The organism is Ottowia sp., from assembly GCF_035325765.1.
In the GTDB taxonomy this organism is placed as follows: domain Bacteria; phylum Pseudomonadota; class Gammaproteobacteria; order Burkholderiales; family Burkholderiaceae_C; genus Ottowia.
Map to the genome: position 1 here is coordinate 39,872 of NZ_DAOKZG010000017.1, position 21,704 is coordinate 61,575.

Below are 21,704 nucleotides of genomic sequence, written 5' to 3' on the forward strand. Positions count from 1 at the left end.
CCTGCACGGCACTCCACCCGCTGTCCCTGGCCGACGCCTGGATCGCCGCCAGCGCGACTCTGGTGCACGCCGTGCTGGTGCACAAGGATCCGGGGTTCTCGGCGCTGCCGTTGGCGCAGGAACTGCTGCCCTTGAAGCCGGTCAGGACGGCAAAGCCCCGTTAATCCCCGGTCTCCACGCGCGTGCCGCGCCCGCCTCACCCGAACGAGGCCCGATAGACGGCCGGCTCCAGGATCAGACAGCTCGTCAGCGGCGGCCGGATCAGAAACGCCCCCGGGGCTCGGCCCCAGTTGTACAGCCGGAAGATGCGGAACCGCTGGCCCGCCTCCTCGGCAAAGTCCTTCTCGTTGCGCGTCAGCATGAAAGGCGTGCGCTTGTGGCCGATCGTCGTCTTGACCTCAAGAAAACGCTCGCTACCGTCCAACTCGAACGAGGCGATGTCGTAGCCGGCACCGTCGCCCAGCTCCTGCGAGATCCATTTCACCTTGCGCGCGAGGTCCGGGCGCCCGTCGCGCGCCAGGCGCGCCCGCTCCGACTCGACGACCCGCTGCTCCCCCGCAAGGCCGATCTTGCGATTGCGCTCGTCCCGCAGGGCGGGATCGAACTTGCGAGCCATGCGCTCCAACTCCGGGTTGCTGGACACTGGAAGCGCGCCGATCTCGGGTGCCGTCTCGATGAACAGGGGCTCATCGAGCGACGCTTGAACGCCCGGCCGTTCAGGCACAACGCCGTCAATCCACTCACGCTCCACATAGCGTTCGACTGCCCTGAGCAAGGCACCCTGAAAATTTCTCAAGGGCGCATACCCGCCCAGCCACGGCAGACTGAGTCGCTCCAGCGTGGCGCTGATATTCATGTACTTGCTCTCGACCGAACCCTTCGATCGTCCTGTCTCCTCCATGATCGCGCGGTAGTGATGCGCCTTCACGAACGGCTCGTTGCGCAACCACATGTCGCGCATGCAGAAATAGTCAGCAACGATCAGATCGATCTCTGACTCGGACCAGTCCGCTCCTGAGACGCTGGAAGATCCCGCCATTTCCCTCCTCGAGTGACAGAATTATCAACAGTTCTGCCCATCCGGAACAGGATTGCCGGGACTGCGACAATCATCCCCCATGAGTCTCGCACCCCTCCAAAACGACCGCTTCCTGCGCGCCTGCCTGGGCCAGGCCACCGACGTCACGCCGATCTGGCTCATGCGCCAGGCCGGACGCTACCTGCCTGAATACCGCGATACGCGTGCCAGAGCGGGCAGCTTCATGGGCCTGGCGACGAACGTGGACTACGCCACCGAGGTGACGCTGCAGCCGCTGGAGCGCTTTCCGCTCGACGCCGCGATCCTGTTTTCCGACATCCTGACGGTGCCGGACGCGATGGGTCTGGGCCTGTCCTTCGTGCACGGCGAGGGGCCGAAGTTCGAGCACGCGGTGCGCGACGAGGCGGCCGTGGCCCGGCTGGCGGTGCCGGACATGGACAAGCTGCGCTACGTGTTCGACGCCGTCGCCAGCATCCGCAAGGCGCTGGCCGGCCGGGTGCCGCTGATCGGCTTTTCCGGCAGCCCCTGGACCCTGGCCTGCTACATGGTCGAGGGCAGCGGCAGCAAGGACTACCGCCACATCAAGACCCTGATGTACGCGCGCCCCGACCTGATGCACCGCGTGCTGCAGGTGAACGCCGACGCCGTGGCGCAGTACCTGAACGCCCAGGTCGACGCCGGCGCGCAGGCGGTGATGGTGTTCGACTCCTGGGGCGGGGTGCTGGCCGACGGCGCCTTTCAGGCCTTCAGCCTGGCCTACACGGCGCGCGTGCTGGGCCAGCTCAAGCGCACCGGCGCCGACGGCGCCGTGGTGCCGCGCATCGTGTTCACCAAGGGCGGCGGCCTGTGGCTGGCCGACATGCGCGAGCAGCTGGCCTGCGACTCGCTGGGGCTGGACTGGACCATGGATCTGGGCCGCGCGCGCCAGGTGCTGGAGCAGCCGCCCGCCGCCGCGCGCGACATCGCGCCGACGGCGCTGCAGGGCAACATCGACCCGAACGTGCTGTTCGCCCCGCCGGAGGCGATCCGTGCCGAGGCGCGCCGCGTGCTGGACGCCTTCGGCCGCCCGCACACGGATGCGGCGGCGCGCGGTATCGGCCACGTGTTCAACCTGGGACACGGCATCAGCCAGTTCACGCCGCCGGAACACGTGCTGCACCTGGTGGACGAGGTGCACGCGTACTCGCGCCGCCTGCGCGCGGGTTAGCGCGTTCGTGCACCCGCGTCAAGGTTGCAGACCCTGATTGGGGGCAAAAGCGGGCCCTGCGGACTTGACTTATGCACAAACGCGAAGGCGATGATACGTATTGTTTCTGTCGACCGGAATGCGCGTGCAACCCATTGATTCATATCGTGTTGAAATCCTGCTTCTTGGATGGGCAAGGTGTCGAAAGCCTTGATTTTCAAGGCCTGCGGGGCAGTGTCGGCGGGTTTTCAACAAAATTATCCACAGATTCTGGGAATGACTCGGAAAGCCGCCATCAATCAACTACTTAGGGCGCAAACCGGATGTTGATTCCCGGCCTGGCGCGGCGCCCATGACGCACTGGCTGGCCATCGCCGTGCCGACGCCGGCGCATAGCGGAATTGCCACACCGCTGACTTACCGCAGCGCCCAGCCCCTGCCGGCGGGTTCCCTGGTGCGTGTGCCGCTGGGCCAGCGCGAGGTGCTGGGCGTGGTCTGGCAGGCCGATCTGCCCGCGCCGGCCGAGCCGCTGGCCCGCCAGGCGCGCGCGGTCACGGGCGCGCTGGATGGCCTGGCGCCGCTGGACCCGACGTGGCGCACGCTGATCGAATTCACGGCACGATACTATCAGCGCGCGCTCGGCGAGGTCGCGCTGGCGGCGCTGCCGCCGCAGCTGCGCAGCCTGAGCGCCGTGCAACTGGCACGGCGCCTGAAGCGCCCGGCGGCGCGGCCCGCCGAGGCAGGCCCCGAGGACGGTGCGTTGCGCCCCCTGACCGCCGATCAGGCGGGCGCGCTGGCCGCGATCGAGGCCGAACCCGGGCCCTTCCTGCTGTTTGGCGCCACCGGCAGCGGCAAGACCGAGGTCTACATGCGTGCGGCCGCAGGAGCCCTGGCGCGCGATCCCGAGGCCCAGGTACTGGTGCTGGTGCCGGAGATCAACCTCACGCCGCAGCTCGAGGCGCGCTTTGCTGCACGCTTTGGCGCTGGCGCCTGCGTCTCGCTGCACAGCGGCCTGACGCCGCCGCAACGCCTGAAGGCCTGGCTGGCAGCGCACGCCGGCCAGGCGCGCATCGTGCTCGGCACGCGCGTGGCGGTGCTGGCCTCGATTCCGCGCCTGGCGCTGATCGTGGTCGACGAGGAACACGACCCGAGCTACAAGCAGCAGGAAGGCGCGCGCTACTCGGCGCGCGACCTGGCACTGTACCGCGGCCACGTCAGCGGGGCGCGGGTCATCCTGGGCTCGGCCACGCCCTCGCTGGAGAGCTGGCAGGCCAGCCTGCCGGCGGCCGAGGGCGGTCCGGGCCGGCTGCGGCGGCTCGCCATGCCGCGCCGCGTCGGCAGCGCGCCGGATGCCGACCCGCTGGCCGGCCTGCCGCGCGTGCGCCGCGTCGACATGGGGCGCCAGCCGCGCGGCACCCTCATCGCGCCGCCCCTGCTGGCCGCCATCGGCGAGCGCGTGGCACGCGGCGAGCAGGCACTGCTGCTGCTGAATCGGCGCGGCTGGGCGCCCGTGCTCCAGTGCCCCGATTGCGGCTGGAACAGCGAATGCCCGCACTGCAGTGCCTACCGCGTGTTCCACAAGATCGACCGCACGCTGCGCTGCCACCACTGCGGCCTGGCCGAGCGCGTGCCGCGCGCCTGCCCGCAGTGCGGCAATCCCGACATCGGCACCCAGGGGCGCGGCACCGAACAACTCGAAGAACGTGTCACCGAGTTGCTGGCCGGCGTGCGGCGCCCGGACGGCAGTCCGGCCCGCGTGGCGCGCATCGACGCCGACTCGACGCGCGGCAAGGGCCAGCTCGAGGCCTACCTGGCCCAGGTGCATGCCGGCACGGTCGACGTGCTGGTGGGCACGCAGATGATCGCCAAGGGACACGACTTTCGGCACGTCACCCTGGTGGCTGCCATCAATCCCGACACAGCGCTGTTCTCGAGTGATTTTCGCGCGCCCGAGCGCTTGTTCGCCCTGCTGATGCAGGCGGCGGGGCGCGCTGGCCGCGACGGGGCGAGCAGCGGCAGCAGCGAAATGTGGGTGCAGACGCACCACCCCACGCATCCGCTGCATGCCGCGCTGAAGGCGCACGACTACCCCGGCTTCGCCGCCAGCCAGCTGGCCGAACGGCGCCAGGCCGGCCTGCCGCCGTTCAGTCACCTGGCCCTGCTGCGCGCCGAGGCGCGCACGCAGGAGGCGGCCCAGGCCTTCCTGAACGCGCTGGCACGCCAGGCGCGCGAGCAGTTGGTGCAGGACCCGGCGCTCGCAGCCGCGCTGGACCAGCTCGCCTGGTATCCGGCCGTGCCGCTGGCGATCCAGCGCGTGGCGCGCATCGAGCGCGCCCAGATGCTGCTGGAAAGCCCCTACCGCAGCGCCCTGCAGCAGGTGCTGGCCGCCTGCGTGCCGCTGCTGCACGCACTGCGCGCCGCGCCCGAGCACCGCGGCATCGTGCGCTGGGCGGTGGACGTCGATCCGCTGTCGCTTTGAGGAATCGCACCCGGTGTCCAGAACGATCCCGTCCACGGGGGCCTGCGACTGGCCTGCGCCGCGGCCCTCGGAACAGGGCCGTTTCATGCGTCGCGGTCGATGCGAGGCAACCTGCGAAAAGGAGACCCGCGCCAGCAACCCGACCGCCGGCAGATGGAACTCTGGCGTGCTGCACCCCACCAATCCGGCAGGACGTGTCTCGTGCGGCCATCAGGGGCATGACAACGCTCCGGCCCGCGGCATGCATGGGAAGCGGACGAATGGCAGGCATCATCGCCGCGCAGCCGAAGGCGAGTCGCGGGCCGCGTTTTGCCGCCGAGCATCAAACCACCATGAAAGGAGCCCCAAGGTGATCACACGACTGACCGGACTCGCGCTGTGCACGGCGCTCGCCCTGCCCGCGCTGGCCCAGATCACGCCCGTCGAAACCAACCTCGATGAAGCCGCCGCCCGCCTGGAGATGCGCAACGCGCAAGAGAAGGAGCTCACCGCCGTCTCGGCGGACGAAGCCCTGGCCAATGCGCTCAAGCGTTGCGACAACCTGCCCGAGTTCTACAAGGCCGACTGCATCGCACGCGTCAAGGGACAGGGCGAGGTGTCGGGCAGCGTGATCGGCGGCGGCCTGCTGAAGGAAAGCGTGACCACCCTGCCCAAGGCGACGCTGGAAGAAGAGATCCGCGCCATCCCGCCCATCCACCTGCCACCGCAGCCATAGCGCAGTGGCCTGCCGCGGCCTCAGCGCCGCGCAACGGGTCATCTCCAGAAGCCGCGGCTCGCAGCGCAAGACGAGGCCGCATCGGTCTGGACGGGCGGCAGCGTCGTCACCTCTCGCAACGAGCACGCGGAGCGCGGCGACTGGAGCGCTTGTCCGGCTTCCGCTGGCGCACCCCGCTTCGCGCGCCGCACTGCGCATGACGCGGTCCTGCCCCGCTGGCCGCGGCGCCGGCCATTCGCGGCACCCATGGCCGGAGTCTCCCTGCGCAGAGGGCGCATCCCCCTCCAGGAGAAGGTGCGAAGAGCACCATGGGGTGCCTATTTGATCAGCGCCACCACCCCCGAAAAGCTGAAGAAGGCCAGGGTCGTCGACCACAGGATGATGCGCGCGACGCGCCCGTTGTCGGCGCCGAAGCGCTCGGCCAGCAGGGACACGCTGCTGGCCGCGGGCAGCGCCGCCGTCAACACCAGCGGCACGAGCAGCGGCGCCGGCAGCAGCCGCGCCCACACCGCCAGCGCGCCCAGGCCGGCCACCAGCAGCGGGTGCGCCACCAGCTTGAGCGCGGTGATGAAGCCGACGTCATGCAGCGCCGCCCGAGCCACGCCCTGCAAGCCCGGCTGCATCTGCTCGCGCGCCAGCACCGCGCCGATGGTGAACAAGGCCATCGGCGAGGCGGCGTCGGCCAGCAGGGCGACCGTGCGGTCCAGCGGCTCCCACAGGGCAAAGCCGACCGCGCCGGCCAGCGCGCCGAGCAGGATCGACCACGGCAGCGGATTGACCAGCGCGCCACGCAACGCCCGCGCCACGGCCTGGACGACCGGGCTTTCGCCGGGCAACCGTGCGGTCCCGACGTCATGCCACTGCGACAGGCCGATGCACAGCGAGCTGGTCAGCACCAGGTCCACCAGCAGGCTGGCCATCACGGGCCCGGCGCCGCTGTCGCCCAGCAGGGCGACGATCAGCGGCACGCCCATGAAGCCGGAATTGGGGAACACCGCCACCAGCGCGCCCATCGCGGCGTCCGGCCAGCCGGCGCCGCGGCGTCGCGCCGTGCCGGCCGCCAGCCAGATCAGCAGCAGGGCGCACAGGATCCACAGCAGCGCCACCCCGGGGTCGAACAGCTGCGCCGCCGGCGTCGCGCTGCCGAAGCGCCACAGCATGCACGGCAGCGCGAAGTACAGCACGAACATGTTCAGCCCCGGCACGGCATCGAGCGGCAGCAGGCGCGAGCGCGCCGCCAGGTAGCCGCACAGGACCAGGGCGAAGAATGGAAAGGTGACGGCCAGGATGCCGGCCAGGGCGGTCATGGAAAGGCGCTTCAAGCAGGTCCAGGGCCAGAGAGCGTATCAGTTCAGCGACCCATGGCGCCGCACTGCAGCCGCGGCGCGTGAAACCCGGAAGACCCGATGGCCGCGGGCAGGCCAGGCCTGCGACCGCCGTGGACGGGCTTTGACCGTGCGCGGGCGGTACCTCCTCGAAGGGGCAGCGCATCATCGCGCAGCGGGTGGCGCCGCGGGGGTGGTTATCATTCCTGCCCGCATGTCCGACCACCTGAACCTCGCCCAGCAGGACGCCGTGAATCACCTGCGCGGGCCCTGCCTGGTGCTGGCGGGCGCCGGTTCGGGCAAGACACGCGTCATCACGCACAAGATCGCGCGCCTGATCCAGACCGGCGTGGCGCCCGCGCGCATCGCCGCCATCACCTTCACCAACAAGGCCGCGGCCGAGATGCGCGAGCGCACGCGCGAGCTGGTCGGCAAGGCCGCGGGCGAGGTGCTGGTGTGCACCTTCCATGCCCTGGGCGTGCGCATCCTGCGCGAGGACGGCGCGACGCTCGGCCTGAAACCCCAGTTCAGCATCCTCGACAGTGACGACGTGCTCGGCCTGCTGAAGGACTGCGGCACCACCACCGACGCCGCCGCGGCACGCCAGTGGCAGTGGGCGATCAGCCGCTGGAAGAACGCCGGGCTGGACGCCGCCGACGCACTGGCGCAGGCCGGCAGCGAAGGCGAGCGCCAGACCGCGCTCCTCATGGCGCGCTACGAGGAGCGCCTCTCGGCCTACCAGAGCGTGGACTTCGACGACCTGATCGGCCTGCCGCTGCGTTTGCTCCGAAATCATGAGCGCGTTGCACACCAGTGGCAGGAGCGACTGGCGCACGTGCTGGTCGATGAATACCAGGACACCAACGCCACCCAGTACGAGCTGATGAAGCTGCTGATCGGTCCGTCCGGCAGCTTCACCGCCGTCGGCGACGACGACCAGAGCATCTACGGCTGGCGCGGCGCCACGCTGGACAACCTGCGTCGCCTGCCGCAGGACTTTCCGCAGCTCAGGGTCATCAAGCTGGAGCAGAACTACCGCTCCACCAGCGCCATCCTGCGCGCCGCCAACAACGTGATCGCGCCCAACCCCAAGCTGTTCGAGAAGCGCCTGTATTCCGAGCTGGGCGAAGGCGAGCCGGTGCGCGTCGTGTCCTGCGACCACGAGCAGCACGAGGCCGAGCGCGCGGTGGCGCGCATCCAGTCGCTGCGCGAGACCTCGCCGCACAGGGACTGGCGCGACTTCGCCATCCTCTACCGCGCCAACCACCAGGCCCGGCTGTTCGAGCAGGCACTGCGCAAGGCGCAGATCCCGTACAAGGTATCGGGCGGCCAGAGCTTCTTCGACCGCGCCGAGATCAAGGATCTGTGCGCCTGGCTGCGGCTGTGGATCAACGAGGACGACGATCCGGCCTTCCTGCGCGCCGTCACCACGCCCCGGCGCGGCATCGGTCACCAGACCCTGGGCGCCCTCGGCGCGTTCGCCGGCAAGGCGCGCCTGTCGCTGTTCGGCGCGCTCTTCGCGCACTCGCTGCCGGCGGCGCTGCCAGCACGCGCCATCGCCGGCCTGCACGAGTTCGGCCGCGCCGTCAACGCCCTGCGCCATCGCGCCGGCCACACCGTCGGCCACGAGGCCGCGCGTGCCTTCCTGGCCGACTGGCTGCGGGACATCGGCTATGAAAAGCACCTGATCGACGCCGCGGACACTGCCCCGCAGGCCGCCGCGCGCTGGCAGAACGTGCTGGAGTTCTGCGACTGGATGGCCGGGCGCTGCGGCGGGCAGATCGAGGACGCGGCCGGCGTGAGCCTGCGCCAGGAACCCCGCAGCCTGCTGGAGGTGGCGCAGACCATCTCGCTGATTTCGACCCTGAACGAGCGCGAGCAGGATCCGAACGTCGTGACGCTCTCGACCCTGCACGCTGCCAAGGGCCTGGAGTGGCCGCACGTCATCCTGGCGGGCGTCACCGAGGGCCTGCTGCCGTTTCGTCCCGACGAGGACGCCGGCAGCGTGGCCCAGGCCGCGCGCATCGAGGAGGAGCGCCGCCTGATGTACGTGGGCATCACGCGCGCGCGCCGCACGCTGGTGGTGAGCTGGACGCGCCGGCGCAAGAAGGGGCGCGAAGTGGTTGCCGCCCAGCCCAGTCGCTTCATTGCCGAAATGGCGCTGGACCAGGCCACCGTGCGCGAAGACCCGCGCGCGAAGCTCAAGGCCCTGCGTGCCGAATTCGCGCGGCGTGCCGGCCAGGACCAGGCCAGCCCGGCTCGGGAGGTCGCCGGATGAGCGGCGGCCTGCTTGCGCGCCTGGCCCAGGCAGCGGCGCTCGCCGGCCTGCTGTCGGCCTGCGCGGGCGGCGGTGCGCCCACCGAGCCGGCACCACCCGGCGCCGCCGCGATCAACCCGGCCTGTCCCGACCTGAACCGCTGGGACGCGCGCCGGCTCTACGGCGCCTGGGAGGTCGAGCTGCCCGAACTGGGCCAGCGCGGCCACCTGCTGCTGCGCCAGCACCCCGAGTTCAGCGCCAGCCTGCGCGGCGAGTTCGACTATGGCGGCGCGCACTCGATCGCCTCGGGCGACCTCGAGGACGGCGAGCTCAACCTCGACGAATCGCGCGACGGCAAGAGCCTGCACGCCTTCTGGACCGGCCGCCTGGTGCCGGCCGCCTGCGGGCGCGAAATCCGCGGCACCTGGCAGCGCCTGGCGCGCGAGGGTGTTCCCGCGGCCGAAAGCACGTTCGTGCTGCGGCGCGCAAACTCGGGGCATGGCTGGTGAACCGCAAGCGGGCGATGGCGCCGCGCCGATCGACCTGGCACGCTACCTGGCCCGCATCGGGCTGGCTGGCCCCTGCCCACCGACGCTCGGCACGCTGCATGCGCTGACCGCCGCGCACGCCGAGACGATCCCGTTCGAGAACCTCGACGTGCTGCTGGAGCGGCCGATCGAGCTCGCGCCCGAGGTCCTGTTCGACAAGCTGGTGCGGCGCCGGCGCGGCGGTTACTGCTTCGAGCAGAACGGCCTGCTGCTGGCGGTGCTGCAGCAACTCGGCTTCGACGTGCGGCCGCTGGGCGGACGCGTGCGCCTGGGCCAGCCGGACCGGCGCGTCCCCACCCAGCGCACCCACATGCTGCTGCAAATCCGGATCGACGGCCAAGCCTGGATCACCGACGTCGGCGTCGGCACCGCCTCGCTCACGCACGCCCTGCGCCTGCAAGCCGACGTCGAGCAGCGCACGCCGCACGACACGCGTCGCCTGCAACACGAGGCCGGCCGCTGGTACCACCAGATCCGGCGCGCCGGCGCCTGGGTCGACGTCTACGAATTCACCGAGGAGGAGCTGCCCCTCATCGACCGCAAGGTCGGCAACTGGTACACCAGCACGCACCCGGACTCGGTGTTCCGCCAGCGCCTGATGGCGTCACGCGCCGCAGCGGATGGCTCGCGCTGGTCGCTGGCCAATCTGCGCCTGAGCCGGCACCTAAATGATGGCAGCGAGGAACACCAAACACTGGCCAGCGCCCAGGCCCTGGGGCAGGCGCTGGAGCAGCACTTCGCGCTGACCCTCCCGGCGGCGGACGTGTCGGCACTGTTCGAGCGCATCGGCTCTGGCCGGTAGGGACGCGGTGTGGCGTTCATGGGCTGAACATCCATACGCAGAGGACGCGAAGGGATCGCAAAGGACGCAAAAGAACAGCCAAGAGAATGGGTTTGTTCTGCGTTCTCTGCGTAATCTTCGCGTCCTCTGCGTATGGATGTTGGCTCTCGGCTGTTCCGTCCGAACAGGCCGACCTCAAACCCGTCCCAGCACCGGAATCAGCGCCCCATGAATGGCGCGCGCCCCGTCCGAGGCCAGAAAACCGATCACCTCGGCCAGCGCGGCCGGCTCGACCCAGCGGCCGGGATCGGCATCGGGCATGGCGGCGCGATTGGGCGGCGTGTCCAGCGTCGAGGGCAGCACGCAGTTGACGTTGATGCTCCGGTCGCGCAGCTCGGCCGACATGGATTCGACCAGGCGCATGAGCGCACTCTTGGACGCCGCATAGGCGCCCATGTCGGCCCCGCCCTTGAGCGCCCCGGCGGCGCCCACGGCCACGATGCGGCCCGCGCCCTGGGCGATCATGCGCGGCACCACGGCGGCGGCGACGTGGATCAGGCTGCGCGCGTTCAGGTCCATCATCCGGTCCCAGGCCTCGGCCGGCGTCTCGTGCACCGGCTCGCCCATGTGGAAGCCGCCGGCCAGGTGGCACAGCACGTCGATGCGCCCGGCCTGGTCCAGCGCCGCGCCGACGCGCGCCGCGACCTCGGCCCGATCGAGCAGGTTCGCCGACACCGCCAGCGCATCGCCGCCGACGCGCTCGCGCACGGCGTCGGCATGGCGGTCCAGCAGGACCAGGCGCGCGCCCCGCTGCTGGAAGTGGGCGACCACGGCGCTGCCGAGCTGGCCGCCGGCACCGGTGATGAGGACGGTCTGTCGCTTGTCGTTCATGCGTTTCCCTTCTGGCGTTTTTCGGCATGGTAGCGACCCGTGCCGCGCGTGATCACGGTGTCGCTGGCCAGCACATCCCCCGGCTCGTGCGTCGGTCTGGCGGCGACGCGCTGGTAGATGGGCGCGAAGTCGATCTGCGCCAGTTCCAGCAACTGCTCCAGGTTGTCGAGCACGAAATAGGTTTCCTGGAAGTCGTCGATGCGGTAGCGCGTGGCCATCACGCGCTCGAGCTCGAAGCCGATGCGATTCGGCGACGCGTCCTCCACCGCGAACACCGACTCGGTGCTGGACGAGGCGATGCCGGCGCCGTAGATGCGCACCGCGCCCTGCTCGCGCACCAGGCCGAACTCCACCGTGTACCAGTAGACGCGCGCCAGCTGTTCCAGCACGCCCAGCCGCTGCGCGCGCAGCCCGCCCTGGCCGTAGGCCTGGATGAATTCGGCCATGACCGGGTGCATCAGCATCGGCACATGGCCGAACACGTCGTGAAAGACGTCCGGCTCTTCCAGGTAGTCCAGCTCGTCGGGCCGGCGGATGAAGCGCCCGGCCGGAAAGCGCCGGTGCGCGAGGTGGTCGAAGAACACCTCGTCCGGCACCAGCCCCGGCACCGCCACCACCTGCCAGCCGGTGCGCTTCATCAGCGCCTCGGACAGCTCGTCGAAGCGCGGGATCTGGTCATGCCGCATCGGCATCTCGCGCATGCCCTGCACGAAGGCCGCGCAGGCGCGCCCCGGCAACAGGCGCGACTGGCGCTCGAACAGCGTCTTCCAGACCGCATGGTCCTCGGCGCTGTAGTGCTGCCAGCCCTGGTCCACCGTCCAGTCGGGCGAGTCGGGCCGGTAGCTGCGGTCGGCCAGGCCATGCTTGCGCGTCGGTTCCGCCGCGTCGCTCATGGCGCTACCCCTGCCCGGCCAGCGCGGCGGCCAGCGCGTCCATCTGGCGCGCCAGCTCGACGTCCTTCATCGACAGGCCGCCGTCGTCGTGCGTGGTCAGCGTGACCCGCACCCGGTTGTAGACGTTGAACCACTCCGGATGGTGGTTGGCGCGCTCGGCCAGCAGCGCCACCTGCGCCATGAAGCCAAAGGCCTGGACGAAGTCGCGAAAGCGGAATTCGCGCTCGATCACGCCGCCGCGCTGCGCCTCGAAGCGCCAACCGGGCAAGGTCGCAAGTGCAGCGGACAACTGGGGTTCGGCAAGTTTCATGACAGGCCTCGCAGCTTCGACCAAACCATGATAGCCACGCCGGCGCCCGCCTGCCGGCCGGTCCCGCCGCAATGACCCCGATGCGCACAGGGCGGCGCATCGTGTAGGATGGCCGCTCGAGCATCGCTGGGGGTGTCGTCGGGCTTCACGCTGGAGCCAGGCGGCTGAGAAAGTCCCTTCGAACCTGATTGAGATCATCCTCGCGCAGGAAAGCAGCTCGCAGCGGCCGCGCTGCCGCATTGCGCCTGCCTCCTGTGCACCGTCATCGGCAGGCGCACCATGAATCCCTCTTCCTCCTCCTCGTCTTCCGCTCAGGGCATCGAACGAGTGTTCGGCTGGCGCGAGCACACGGCGCTGTGGTTCAGCCTGGGCGTCGGTCTGCTGGTGATGCAGGTGGGCGCCTACCTGGTGCCCGCCATGGGCACGCAGGGCGCGCTACTGGCGGTCATCTTCGGCTCCATCCTCGGTGCCGGCCTGCTCGCCTGGGTGGCCTGGCTGGGCTGCACCAGCGGCCGCTCCAGCGCCGAGCTGATCCAGACCGCCTACGGCAGCGGCTTCGCGCGCCTGCCGATCCTGCTCAACGTGGTCCAGCTGCTGGGCTGGGCCACCTTCGAGTTGGTCGTCATGCGCGACGGCACGCGCGCCATCGGACAGCAGGCGCTCGGCCTCGACATGGGACTGGCCGCGCCCACGCTGCTGTGGGGCGCCATCGTGCTGCTGCTGCTGCGCGGCTCCATGCTCACGCTGGTGCGCCGCATCGTCAGCCGCTACGCCCTGCCGCTGGTGGTGCTGTCGCTGATCTGGCTCAGCGTCCAGTTCGCGCTCAAGCTCGAGGCCGCCGGCCTCGACGCCCTGTGGCAGCGCGCCGGCGACGGCAGCATGAACACCTTCCAGGCGCTGGACCTGGTGATCGCCATGCCCGTCTCCTGGCTGCCGCTGGTGGCCGACTACGCGCGCCACGGCAAGAGCGGACGCAGCGCCCTGGGCGGCACCTGGCTCGGCTTCACCGTGGCCAACATCTGGTGCTACGGCCTGGGGGTGCTGGTCATCACCGTGGTTGGTGCCGACACCGACATGGTCAGCGCCCTGCTGCTGGCGCAGGGCGGCCTGATCGCGCTCGGCCTGATCCTGATCGACGAACTCGACAACACCTACGGCGACCTGTATTCGGGCTCGGTCTCGGCCAGCAGCCTGCACGCCGGCCCGAGCCTGCGCACCTGGGGCACGGTGCTGGCCGTGGTGTCGATCGCCTTCGCGCTGGTGCTGCCGATGCACACGCTGGAGCCCTTCCTGCTCACGCTCAGCTCGGTCTTCGTGCCGCTGTTCGGCACCATCCTGGGGCGCCTGGGCACCCAGCCGGCGCGCCTGGCGCAGGCGCCGCGCCTGGTCCACGCAGCCCCGGCGACGATCTGGGTGCTGGGCATCGTGCTGTACCACGTGCTGGCGCAATGGGCGCCGCAGTTCGGCAGCGCGCTGCCGACACTGGCGGCGACCTTCGTGCTGGGGGCGCTGAGCGGCCTGGGCGCCACGCAGCGCAGCCAGCCGGCCTGAGCCGCATGGGGACGCGCCGCGCGTTCCCGTTATGATTGCCACGTCGGTGCTCCAGCCGGCCCGCCAGGGCCGATGGACTGAAAAGGGAATCCGGTGCAAATCCGGAACTGCCCCGCAGCGGTAACTGGAAACGAACGGCTTCACCAGCACTGGATCCCAGCATCCGGGAAGCGAAGCCCAGTAGGAGGGCCACGGCCCGCGTCCACGAGTCCGAAGACCTGCCGGCACGCCGGGCTCACGCCCGGCGCGGGTGGCCGCTTCCGCGGGGAAGTGCGTCGCAGCCGGGCAGCACCCCGGCGCGATGCCTCCCCCCGTTTGACGACACCCCTTGGCCCTGCGCGCGGGAGCAGGTGGTGTTGTCAAGAAGCCGCCCACGCTGGCGGTTTCCCTTCGGGGAGTTCCCTCATGCAGGCAGCGCGCCTTGTTGCTTCGGTCCTCGCCGACCGGGGCCGCGCCGTGCGCCGCCGCGCCCGCCATCGTTTCCCTTGAACCGCTCCTGAGTCGCGCGCTCGCGCCCACCCGGGACGCGCAGCCGCTCTTTCGTTGACCGCACAGGCGACACGCAGCATCGCTGCCGTGTCCGGGCACGCCTGCGCCTGTGCTTTTGCAAGCCATCAGACACACCATGCTGGAGACCATCATCAAGCGCGACGGACGGCGCGAGCCGTTCACCCCCTACAAGCTCAACCAGTGGGGCCAATGGGCCGCCCAGACCCTGGGCGATGCGGTGGACTGGCCGTCGGCGGTGCTCGAAGCCGTCTCCAGCCTGTCCACCACCGCCAGCTCGCGCGAACTGCAGCAGCAGCTCATCCGCACCTGCCTGAACTTCGACACCTGGTCGTACAACCGCATGGCCGGGCGCCTGTACGCCACCCTGATCCGCAAGGACCTGTACCGCAACCACCGCCCCACGGTGCTGGAACTGCACCGCAAGCTGCAGCAGCTGGGCTTCATGGAGGTACTGGACTACTCCGAGTCCGAGTATGCGGTGATCCAGGAGTGGATCGACCACGAACGCGACTTCGAATACGCGCACTACCAGCTGCACACCCACCTGACCAAGTACGCGATCGCCGACCGGGTGCAGGGCGTGTATTACGAGTCGCCGCAGTTCATCTACATGCGCATGGCCATGGCGCTGGCGGTGGACCAGCCGCGCGAGCGGCGCATGCGCGACGTGCAGCGCTTCTACGAGCACCTGTCCAGGAACCGCATCAACGCGCCCACGCCCAACCACGTCAACCTGGGCACGCCGCTGCGCGGCTACGCCAGCTGCTGCCTGTACACGGTGGCCGACAACGCGCGCTCGATCGCGGTGGGCAACCACATCGCCAACACCATGACCTATATGAGCGCCGGCATCGGCGCGCACATGGCGACGCGCTCGCTGAACGACCCGGTGCGCGGCGGCGTGATCCGGCACCAGGGCAAGCTGCCCTACTACCGCGCGCTGGTGGCCGAGGTGAAGTGCAACCTGCAGAACGGCCGCGGCGGCGCCTGCACCACCTACTTCCCGATCTTCGACCCCGAGGTGGACACGCTCTTGCGGCTGAAAAACCCGATGTCCACCGAGGACAAGAAGATCCGCGGCATGGACTACTCCTGGGGCGGCAACCGCTTCTTCGCGCGCAAGGTGGCGCGCAACGAGAACATCTTCCTCTTCAACTGCTTCACCGCGCCCGACCTGCACGCGGCGCTGTACAGCGGCGACGAGGCGCAGTTCGAGGCCATCTACGCCCGTTACGAGGCCGACGAGAGTTTCAAGAAAACCTGGGTCAGCGCGCGCGAGCTGCTGATCGCCGCCAGCAACGAGTGGAACGAGACCGGGCGCGTCTACGAGCACAACATCTCGGAGATGAACCGGCACACGCCGTTCAAGGACACCATCTATTCGTCCAACCTGTGCGCCGAGATCGCCCTGCCCACGGCCGCCTACAACCACATCAGCGAGCTCTACGCCGAGGACGACATCTCCCGCGTCGAGGTGCAATTCATCGACGGCACGCGCCGCGAACTGCCGGGCGGGGACCAGGTGGCCACCCAGCGCGGACCGCAGTGGCCGGAGGACCTGCAGGCGGGCGACGAGGTCGACGGCGTGCCGATCGAGGCCGTCGTGCGCAAGAGCGCGCCCGAGGTGGCGACCTGCAATCTGGCCGGCATCGTCGTCTCCAACGTCGAGTCCGAGGCGCAGTACGCCGAGGTGGCCTACTACGCGCTGCTGATGATCGACAAGTGCATCCACCTGGCGCACTACGAGCTGCCCCAGGTGGGAGTGACCAGCCGCCAGCGCCTGAATGCGGGCGTCGGCATCCTGGGCCTGGCGCACCACATGGCCAGGAACGGCCAGCGCTACACCACGACCGAGGGCAAGCAGTTCATCCATGAAGTGGCCGAACGCCACTACTACCACCTGCTGCGCGCCAGCCTGAAGTTGGGCCAGGAGCTGGGCAACGCCCCCTGGATGCACAAGACGCGCTGGCCCGAGGGCTGGCTGCCCACCGACACCAGCAACCCGCACGTCGAGAAGATCGCGCCGTTCTCGCTGCGCTACGACTGGGAGGCGCTGCGCCGCGAGATCGTCGCCAACGGCGGCATCCGCAACTCGGTGCTGGTGGCGCACATGCCGACCGAGACCAGCGCCAACGCCTCCGGCACGACCAACGGCCTGTATCCGGTGCGCGAGCTGACGCTGATCAAGACCGACAACCAGCGCGTCAACTACTGGGCCGCGCCCGAGGGCGACACGCTGGCCGACCGTTACCAGTCGGCCTGGGACGTGCCGACGCGCGACATGACCGAGACCTACGCCATCGTGCAGAAGTGGACCGACCAGGGCATTTCGGCCGACTTCTACCGCCGCGTGATCGGCGACGCCTCGATCTCCTCGTCCGAGCTGATCGAGGACTACCTCTACCGCGTCAAGCTGGGCCTGAAGTCCAAGTACTACATGAACCAGAAGACTTCCAACGGCATGCGCGCCGTGGCCGATGGGGTGTCGGTCGCCGAACCGGCACCCGCAGCCGCGACCGTCGATGCGCAGGACAGCGACTGCGAGGCCTGCACCCTGTAATTTTTCGCGAGGACACACCATGCTCGAGACCGTCTTCAACCACGACAAGACCGACTACGAAAAGCCGCTGCTGCTGCTGGGCCAGCGCCCCGGGCTGTTCGACACCGTGAACCGCCACTACCCCGAGATCTGGAAGCTCTACAAGGCACAGAAGTCGCTGGACTGGGACGAGAACGAGTTCGACTACTCCAGCTGCAACGCCGACTTCCGGAGCTGCTCGCGCGCCACCTACGACATGATGATCAAGACGCTGGCCTGGCAGTGGGAGGCCGACAGCGTGGCCTCGCGCGCCATCGCGCCGGTGCTGGCGCCCTTCATCACCTCCAGCGAGCTGTGGGCCGCCTGGCAGCGCATCTCGGACAACGAGGTGGTGCATGCCGCCACCTATTCCGAGATCGTGCGCAACTCGTTCGACGACCCCAGCGTCATCCTGGACGAGATCCTGCGCGTGCAGGAAGCGCACGACCGCCTGGGCGAGGTGGCGCGCGCCTTTGCCACCGGCTACGAGGCGTCGCACAAATACGCCCTGGGCCAGCTGCCCAATGACCAGGCGACCTACAACGCGGTGTTCATGACCATCGTCGCGCTGCTGTGCATGGAGCGCATCCAGTTCATGGCCAGCTTCGCCGTCACCTTCGCGATCTGCGACACCGGCCTGTTCCAGCCGATCGGCAAGGCGATCCAGAAGATCGCGCAGGACGAGCTGGAGATCCACGTCGAGCTCGATCGCGCCGTGCTGAAGAACGAACTGGCCACCGAGCGCGGCCAGGCCGCCTTCGCCCAGTGCCGCGGCCGGATCGAGGCCCTGATCGAGGAGGTGGTGGACAGCGAGCTGCGCTGGATCGACTACCTGTTCTCCGAGGGCCGCGAGCTGGTGGGCATGAACGCCGAGCGCCTGTCGGCCTGGACGCTGTATTGCGCGAAAGACGTCTACCAGCTCTTCGGCCTCGCCACCGAGCGCTACCCGCTGCCCGCACACAACCCGCTCAAGTTCATGGAGAAGTGGCTCAACATCTCCAGGACCCAGGCCTCGCCGCAGGAGCAGGACATCGCCGCCTACAAGGTCGGCGTGATGCGCCGCACCGACGAGGACGTGGTGTTCGACGTCGACTTCTGAACGCCCCCCGATTCACCCCTCGAGGAAGACCCCCCATGAAAGTCATCATCTACGGCAAGGACCCCTGCAGCAACTGCGACAAGGCCAGGCTGTTGTGCCAGATGCAGTCGCTGGCATTCGAATACCGCCACGTCGGCACCGACATCAGCATCGAGGACCTGCAGTTGCAGGTCGGCCACCCCGTGCGCGCCGTGCCGCAGATCTTCATCGACCGCGGCGGGGCCGTCGAGCACGTGGGTGGCTATGAGGAGCTGCGGCTGGCGCTGCACGCCGGCACATACGCCTGAGCCGGTGGGTGCACGCCGGCACATACGCCTGAGCCGGTGGGTGCACGCCGGCGCCTCTCAACGACACAGGAAGCATCGTCTGCAACGGCCGTCATCGCGAGGCTGCAGGCCGTGGCGATCCAGCGCTGCGGGGGCCGCCTCACCGCCGCGTCCCGTGGCATCGCCGCCTCCCCATTCAGCCGCCGTACTGGATTGCCACAGTGCCTTTGGCACTTCGCAATGACGGGTTTGGGCGGTGCACCGGCAACGACCCGCACCGCCGCATCCGCCCCCACGCCGTCATCGCGAGCGCAGCGCGGCGATCCAGCGCCGCGGGTGGCACACCCCTGCCGCTTCCTCCTTGCCAGCCGTCGTCGCGCCTTCAGGCCGTCGAACTGGATTGCCACGTCCAATAACCACCATCGCGATGACCGCAGGCCTCGCGATGACCTCAGTTCGAGCCACCACATATCACTGACCATACGCCCGCTCGCCATGGCTGGTCAGATCCAGACCGGCGCGCTCGTCCTCGACGCTGACGCGCAGGCCCAGCAGCCGGTCCGCGATCCAGCAGGCCAGCAGCGCCACCGCGCCGGACCAGGCGACGGTGAACAGCACGCTGCGCGCCTGCACCCAGACCTGGTGGCCGATGGCGAAGTCCACGCCCTCGGTGCCGCCCAGGGCGGGCGCGGCGAAGACGCCGGTCAGCAGGGCGCCGACGATGCCTCCCACGCCGTGCACGCCGAAGACGTCGAACGCATCGTCGACCCGCAGCAGGCGCTTCAGGCCGCCCACGCCCCACAGGCACGCCGGGCCGGCTGCCAGCCCGATCGCGATCGCCCCCATCGGCCCGACGAAGCCGGCCGCCGGCGTCACCGCCACCAGGCCGGCGACGGCGCCCGAGGCGGCGCCCAGCATCGAGGCCCGGCCCTTGTGCAGCGCCTCGGCGGCGCTCCAGCCCAGCGCGGCGGCAGCGGGCGCCAGCACGGTGTTGACGAAGGCCAGGCCGGCCAGCCCGTCGGCGGCGCCGGCCGAGCCGGCGTTGAAGCCGAACCAGCCGACCCACAGCAGCGCGGCGCCCACCAGGGTCAGCGCCAGGCTGTGCGGCGCCATGCTCTCGCGGCCGAAGCCGGTGCGCGGCCCGACCCGGTAAGCCGCCACCAGGCCGGCAATGCCGGCGTTGATGTGCACCACGGTGCCGCCCGCGAAATCCAGCGCGCCGTCCCGCGCCAGCAGGCCGCCGCCCCAGACGAGGTGCGCCATCGGCACGTAGCTGAAGCTGAACCACAGCAGCGCAAACAGCAGCACGGCGGAAAAGCGCGCGCGCTCGGCCCACGCGCCCACCACCAGCGCCACCGTGATCGCCGCGAACGTGCCCTGGAATGCCACGAACACGTATTCCGGCACGGTCGGCAGCGCACCGATGCTGTCCGGCGTGACGCCGCGCAGCAGCAGCTTGCCGGCGTCGCCAAGGAAGCGCCCGTCGCCGCTGAAGGCCAGGCTGTAGCCATACAGCACCCACAGGATGCTGACCAGCGAGAAGATGACCAACACCTGCATCAGCACGCTCAGCATGTTGCGGCTACGCGCCAGGCCGCCGTAGAACAGCGCCAGCCCGGGCAGGGTCATCAGGATCACCAGCAGGGTGGAAGTCAGCATCCAGGCGGTGTCGCCGGAATCGATCGCGCGCGGTGGCGTAGCGGCGGCAAACGCCGGCACGGCGGACAGCGCCAGCAGCACCAGGGCGGGGCGGGGGCGGCGCATGATCCGGGCTCCGGCGCGCACCATCACAGGGCCTGGGCGCCGGTCTCGCCGGTGCGGACGCGCACGACCTGCCCCAGGTCGGTGACGAAGATCTTGCCGTCGCCGATCGCGCCGGTACGCGCCGCCTGGATCAGGGCCTCGACCACGCGCTCGACCGCACCGGCGGGCACGGCCGCCTCGACCTTGATCTTGGGCAGGAAGTCGGCCACGTATTCGGCGCCGCGGTATTGCTCCGTGTGGCCCTTCTGGCGGCCGACCCCCTTCACCTCGGTCACCGTCATGCCGGTCACGCCAACGGCGGCCAGGGCCTCGCGCACTTCTTCCAGCCGGAACGGCTTGATGATGGCGGTCACGAGTTTCATGGTGCTTCTCCTTGATCGTCGCCCCCGCCCGGTAAGCGTGCGCCGCCGACCAACCGGGTTCAGGGCCAGGTGCCAGGACGCGCCAGGGGTCGACGTGCCCGCGCTCCGAAAATGAAAAGGCGCTACCGATCGACTTGCAGATTTCGTGCCAGGCTCGCGCGCCGCCTGAGAGCACCATGGAAGCGGCTGGCGTCTGGACTTCCTGCGGATTTGATGGGCCTGTCCAGGACCATGGCTGCACTCCAGTGGATGCCCGCGCGCCGGCAATGCACCAGGGCAGTGCAGACGCGGCCGCCTGGCAAGGGCTGCGGCGCAGCGCCGCCGGCCAGGTCGGCATCCGACCCGTTGCTCGCCATGGACCACGCCATGCGCAAACAACTGCTCGGAGTGGGCCACTCTGCCCGTCCGACGTCAGGCGGTCCGTCGCCGCCTGGCGACCCTCAGCTGCCGCAGAACTCCAGTGGCGAATTGGCGATCGCATCCCAGTTGGCCTGACCGAGCACCGTGGGCACGTAGATCTCGCCCTGCTGCACCATGTTCCGGTTGAAGGCGCGCAGGTGGTTGCGCGAACCGCACAGCAGGTGGTCGTAGACGCGGATGATGTCCGGCTCGTCGACGACCAGCGCCTTCTTCGACTCGATGTCGCGGATGTCGATCTCCTCGATCAGGCAGCCCACCGCCAGTGCGTCCTTCAGGCTCGGCTCGCCCATGGCGATCAGCCGGTCGTAGAGCGCCTGCAAGTCGGCGTTGACGAACTCGCCCGGCGCGGTATCGGCGGCCGGATCCTCCAGGCCATGTGCGACCAGCAGGCGGCGGATCGCCTCGGTGTGCTCGGTCTCGGCCTCGGCGATGTTGGCGAAGACCTGGGCGCCCCAGCGCTCATGCAGCGCGACATAGACGTCATGGGCTAGTTTTTCTTCCTCGCGCATGAACATCAGACCCTCGATCTCGTCCTGCGACAGCCCGTCCTCGACCCGGATGCGCCCTTGTGCCGCCAGCAAGGCGAATGGCTCATCATCGTCGCCGCCGCCGCAGGCGGTCAGCGCAGAGCTGACGGAAGAAAGACCAAACGAGGCCGCGAGAAGACGGAGGAATGATCGTGTCCCATCGCGTGGTGTAAGTCCCCAGCCCGGAGAGGCTTGAGACACAC

At 69.6% G+C, this 21,704-nt stretch carries 18 protein-coding genes and 2 riboswitches; of the genes, 10 read left to right on the forward strand and 8 right to left on the reverse strand.

Annotated features, from left to right (window positions below):
• Positions 1 to 196: 196 nt before the first annotated feature.
• Positions 197 to 1,039 (reverse strand): DUF3883 domain-containing protein, encoded by an 843-nt coding sequence (locus PKA16_RS07860; protein ID WP_324402045.1) that lies wholly within the window; start codon positions 1,037 to 1,039, stop codon positions 197 to 199.
• Between the two features lie 79 nt (positions 1,040 to 1,118).
• On the opposite strand from PKA16_RS07860, the gene hemE reads away from it, so the two are divergent.
• The 3 genes from hemE to PKA16_RS07875 all read left to right on the forward strand — a co-directional run bounded on the left by hemE (position 1,119) and on the right by PKA16_RS07875 (position 5,419).
• The gene (gene hemE, locus PKA16_RS07865) at positions 1,119 to 2,246 is read left to right on the forward strand and encodes a uroporphyrinogen decarboxylase (RefSeq protein ID WP_324402047.1); all 1,128 of its coding nucleotides are present in this window, start codon (positions 1,119 to 1,121) and stop codon (positions 2,244 to 2,246) included.
• A 331-nt stretch (positions 2,247 to 2,577) separates the two neighbouring features.
• Entirely contained in the window at positions 2,578 to 4,704 is a 2,127-nt protein-coding gene (priA, locus tag PKA16_RS07870; protein ID WP_324402049.1) for a primosomal protein N', read from the forward strand.
• 349 nt (positions 4,705 to 5,053) lie between these two features.
• Complete coding sequence (locus PKA16_RS07875) at positions 5,054 to 5,419, forward strand: hypothetical protein (protein ID WP_324402051.1); 366 nt, start codon at positions 5,054 to 5,056, stop codon at positions 5,417 to 5,419.
• A 317-nt stretch (positions 5,420 to 5,736) separates the two neighbouring features.
• Here PKA16_RS07875 and PKA16_RS07880 read toward each other — a convergent pair whose 3' ends face one another.
• Complete coding sequence (locus PKA16_RS07880) at positions 5,737 to 6,717, reverse strand: AEC family transporter (protein WP_324402072.1); 981 nt, start codon at positions 6,715 to 6,717, stop codon at positions 5,737 to 5,739.
• A 241-nt stretch (positions 6,718 to 6,958) separates the two neighbouring features.
• Here PKA16_RS07880 and PKA16_RS07885 point away from each other — a divergent pair, with 241 nt between their 5' ends.
• From PKA16_RS07885 to PKA16_RS07895, 3 genes are read left to right on the forward strand one after another with little or no spacing between them, the layout of a single operon-like run.
• Positions 6,959 to 9,022 carry a UvrD-helicase domain-containing protein gene (locus PKA16_RS07885; RefSeq protein WP_324402053.1) on the forward strand — a complete coding sequence of 688 codons (2,064 nt, stop codon included), beginning with the start codon at positions 6,959 to 6,961 and terminating at the stop codon, positions 9,020 to 9,022.
• Complete coding sequence (locus PKA16_RS07890) at positions 9,019 to 9,510, forward strand: hypothetical protein (RefSeq protein ID WP_324402055.1); 492 nt, start codon at positions 9,019 to 9,021, stop codon at positions 9,508 to 9,510. The genes PKA16_RS07885 and PKA16_RS07890 overlap by 4 nt, the downstream gene beginning before the upstream one ends.
• Positions 9,500 to 10,351 carry an arylamine N-acetyltransferase gene (locus tag PKA16_RS07895; protein WP_324402057.1) on the forward strand — a complete coding sequence of 284 codons (852 nt, stop codon included), beginning with the start codon at positions 9,500 to 9,502 and terminating at the stop codon, positions 10,349 to 10,351. Before PKA16_RS07890 ends, PKA16_RS07895 begins: the two co-directional genes overlap by 11 nt.
• 174 nt (positions 10,352 to 10,525) lie before the next feature.
• Here the strand turns inward: PKA16_RS07895 and PKA16_RS07900 are convergent, their stop codons facing one another.
• The 3 genes from PKA16_RS07900 to PKA16_RS07910 are packed head-to-tail and all read right to left on the reverse strand — an operon-like array spanning position 10,526 to position 12,424.
• Positions 10,526 to 11,221, reverse strand: a complete 696-nt coding sequence (locus PKA16_RS07900; protein WP_324402059.1) for an SDR family NAD(P)-dependent oxidoreductase — start codon at positions 11,219 to 11,221, stop codon at positions 10,526 to 10,528.
• Positions 11,218 to 12,114, reverse strand: a complete 897-nt coding sequence (gene phhA / locus PKA16_RS07905) for a phenylalanine 4-monooxygenase (protein ID WP_324402060.1) — start codon at positions 12,112 to 12,114, stop codon at positions 11,218 to 11,220. The genes PKA16_RS07900 and phhA overlap by 4 nt, the downstream gene beginning before the upstream one ends.
• Before the next feature lie 4 nt (positions 12,115 to 12,118).
• Positions 12,119 to 12,424, reverse strand: a complete 306-nt coding sequence (locus PKA16_RS07910; protein WP_324402062.1) for a 4a-hydroxytetrahydrobiopterin dehydratase — start codon at positions 12,422 to 12,424, stop codon at positions 12,119 to 12,121.
• A gap of 118 nt (positions 12,425 to 12,542) precedes the next feature.
• Positions 12,543 to 12,652, forward strand: a riboswitch (TPP riboswitch).
• Positions 12,653 to 12,703: 51 nt separating this feature from the next.
• Here PKA16_RS07910 and PKA16_RS07915 point away from each other — a divergent pair.
• The 4 genes from PKA16_RS07915 to PKA16_RS07930 all read left to right on the forward strand — a co-directional run bounded on the left by PKA16_RS07915 (position 12,704) and on the right by PKA16_RS07930 (position 18,449).
• Positions 12,704 to 13,975, forward strand: a complete 1,272-nt coding sequence (locus PKA16_RS07915) for a cytosine permease (RefSeq protein ID WP_324402063.1) — start codon at positions 12,704 to 12,706, stop codon at positions 13,973 to 13,975.
• A gap of 27 nt (positions 13,976 to 14,002) precedes the next feature.
• Positions 14,003 to 14,216: riboswitch (cobalamin riboswitch) on the forward strand.
• Between the two features lie 384 nt (positions 14,217 to 14,600).
• Entirely contained in the window at positions 14,601 to 17,045 is a 2,445-nt protein-coding gene (locus PKA16_RS07920) for a ribonucleoside-diphosphate reductase subunit alpha (protein ID WP_324402064.1), read from the forward strand.
• A gap of 19 nt (positions 17,046 to 17,064) precedes the next feature.
• Entirely contained in the window at positions 17,065 to 18,162 is a 1,098-nt protein-coding gene (locus PKA16_RS07925; protein ID WP_324402065.1) for a ribonucleotide-diphosphate reductase subunit beta, read from the forward strand.
• A gap of 35 nt (positions 18,163 to 18,197) precedes the next feature.
• Entirely contained in the window at positions 18,198 to 18,449 is a 252-nt protein-coding gene (locus PKA16_RS07930; protein ID WP_324402066.1) for a glutaredoxin domain-containing protein, read from the forward strand.
• Positions 18,450 to 18,899: 450 nt separating this feature from the next.
• Here PKA16_RS07930 and amt read toward each other — a convergent pair whose 3' ends face one another.
• From amt to PKA16_RS07945, 3 genes are all read right to left on the reverse strand, one after another.
• Complete coding sequence (gene amt / locus PKA16_RS07935) at positions 18,900 to 20,192, reverse strand: ammonium transporter (protein WP_324402067.1); 1,293 nt, start codon at positions 20,190 to 20,192, stop codon at positions 18,900 to 18,902.
• Positions 20,193 to 20,215: 23 nt separating this feature from the next.
• Positions 20,216 to 20,554 (reverse strand): P-II family nitrogen regulator, encoded by a 339-nt coding sequence (locus PKA16_RS07940; RefSeq protein WP_324402068.1) that lies wholly within the window; start codon positions 20,552 to 20,554, stop codon positions 20,216 to 20,218.
• Between the two features lie 440 nt (positions 20,555 to 20,994).
• Positions 20,995 to 21,555: a DUF2202 domain-containing protein gene (locus tag PKA16_RS07945; RefSeq protein WP_324402069.1), complete on the reverse strand. Its 561-nt coding sequence runs from the start codon at positions 21,553 to 21,555 to the stop codon at positions 20,995 to 20,997.
• Positions 21,556 to 21,704: the final 149 nt, after the last annotated feature.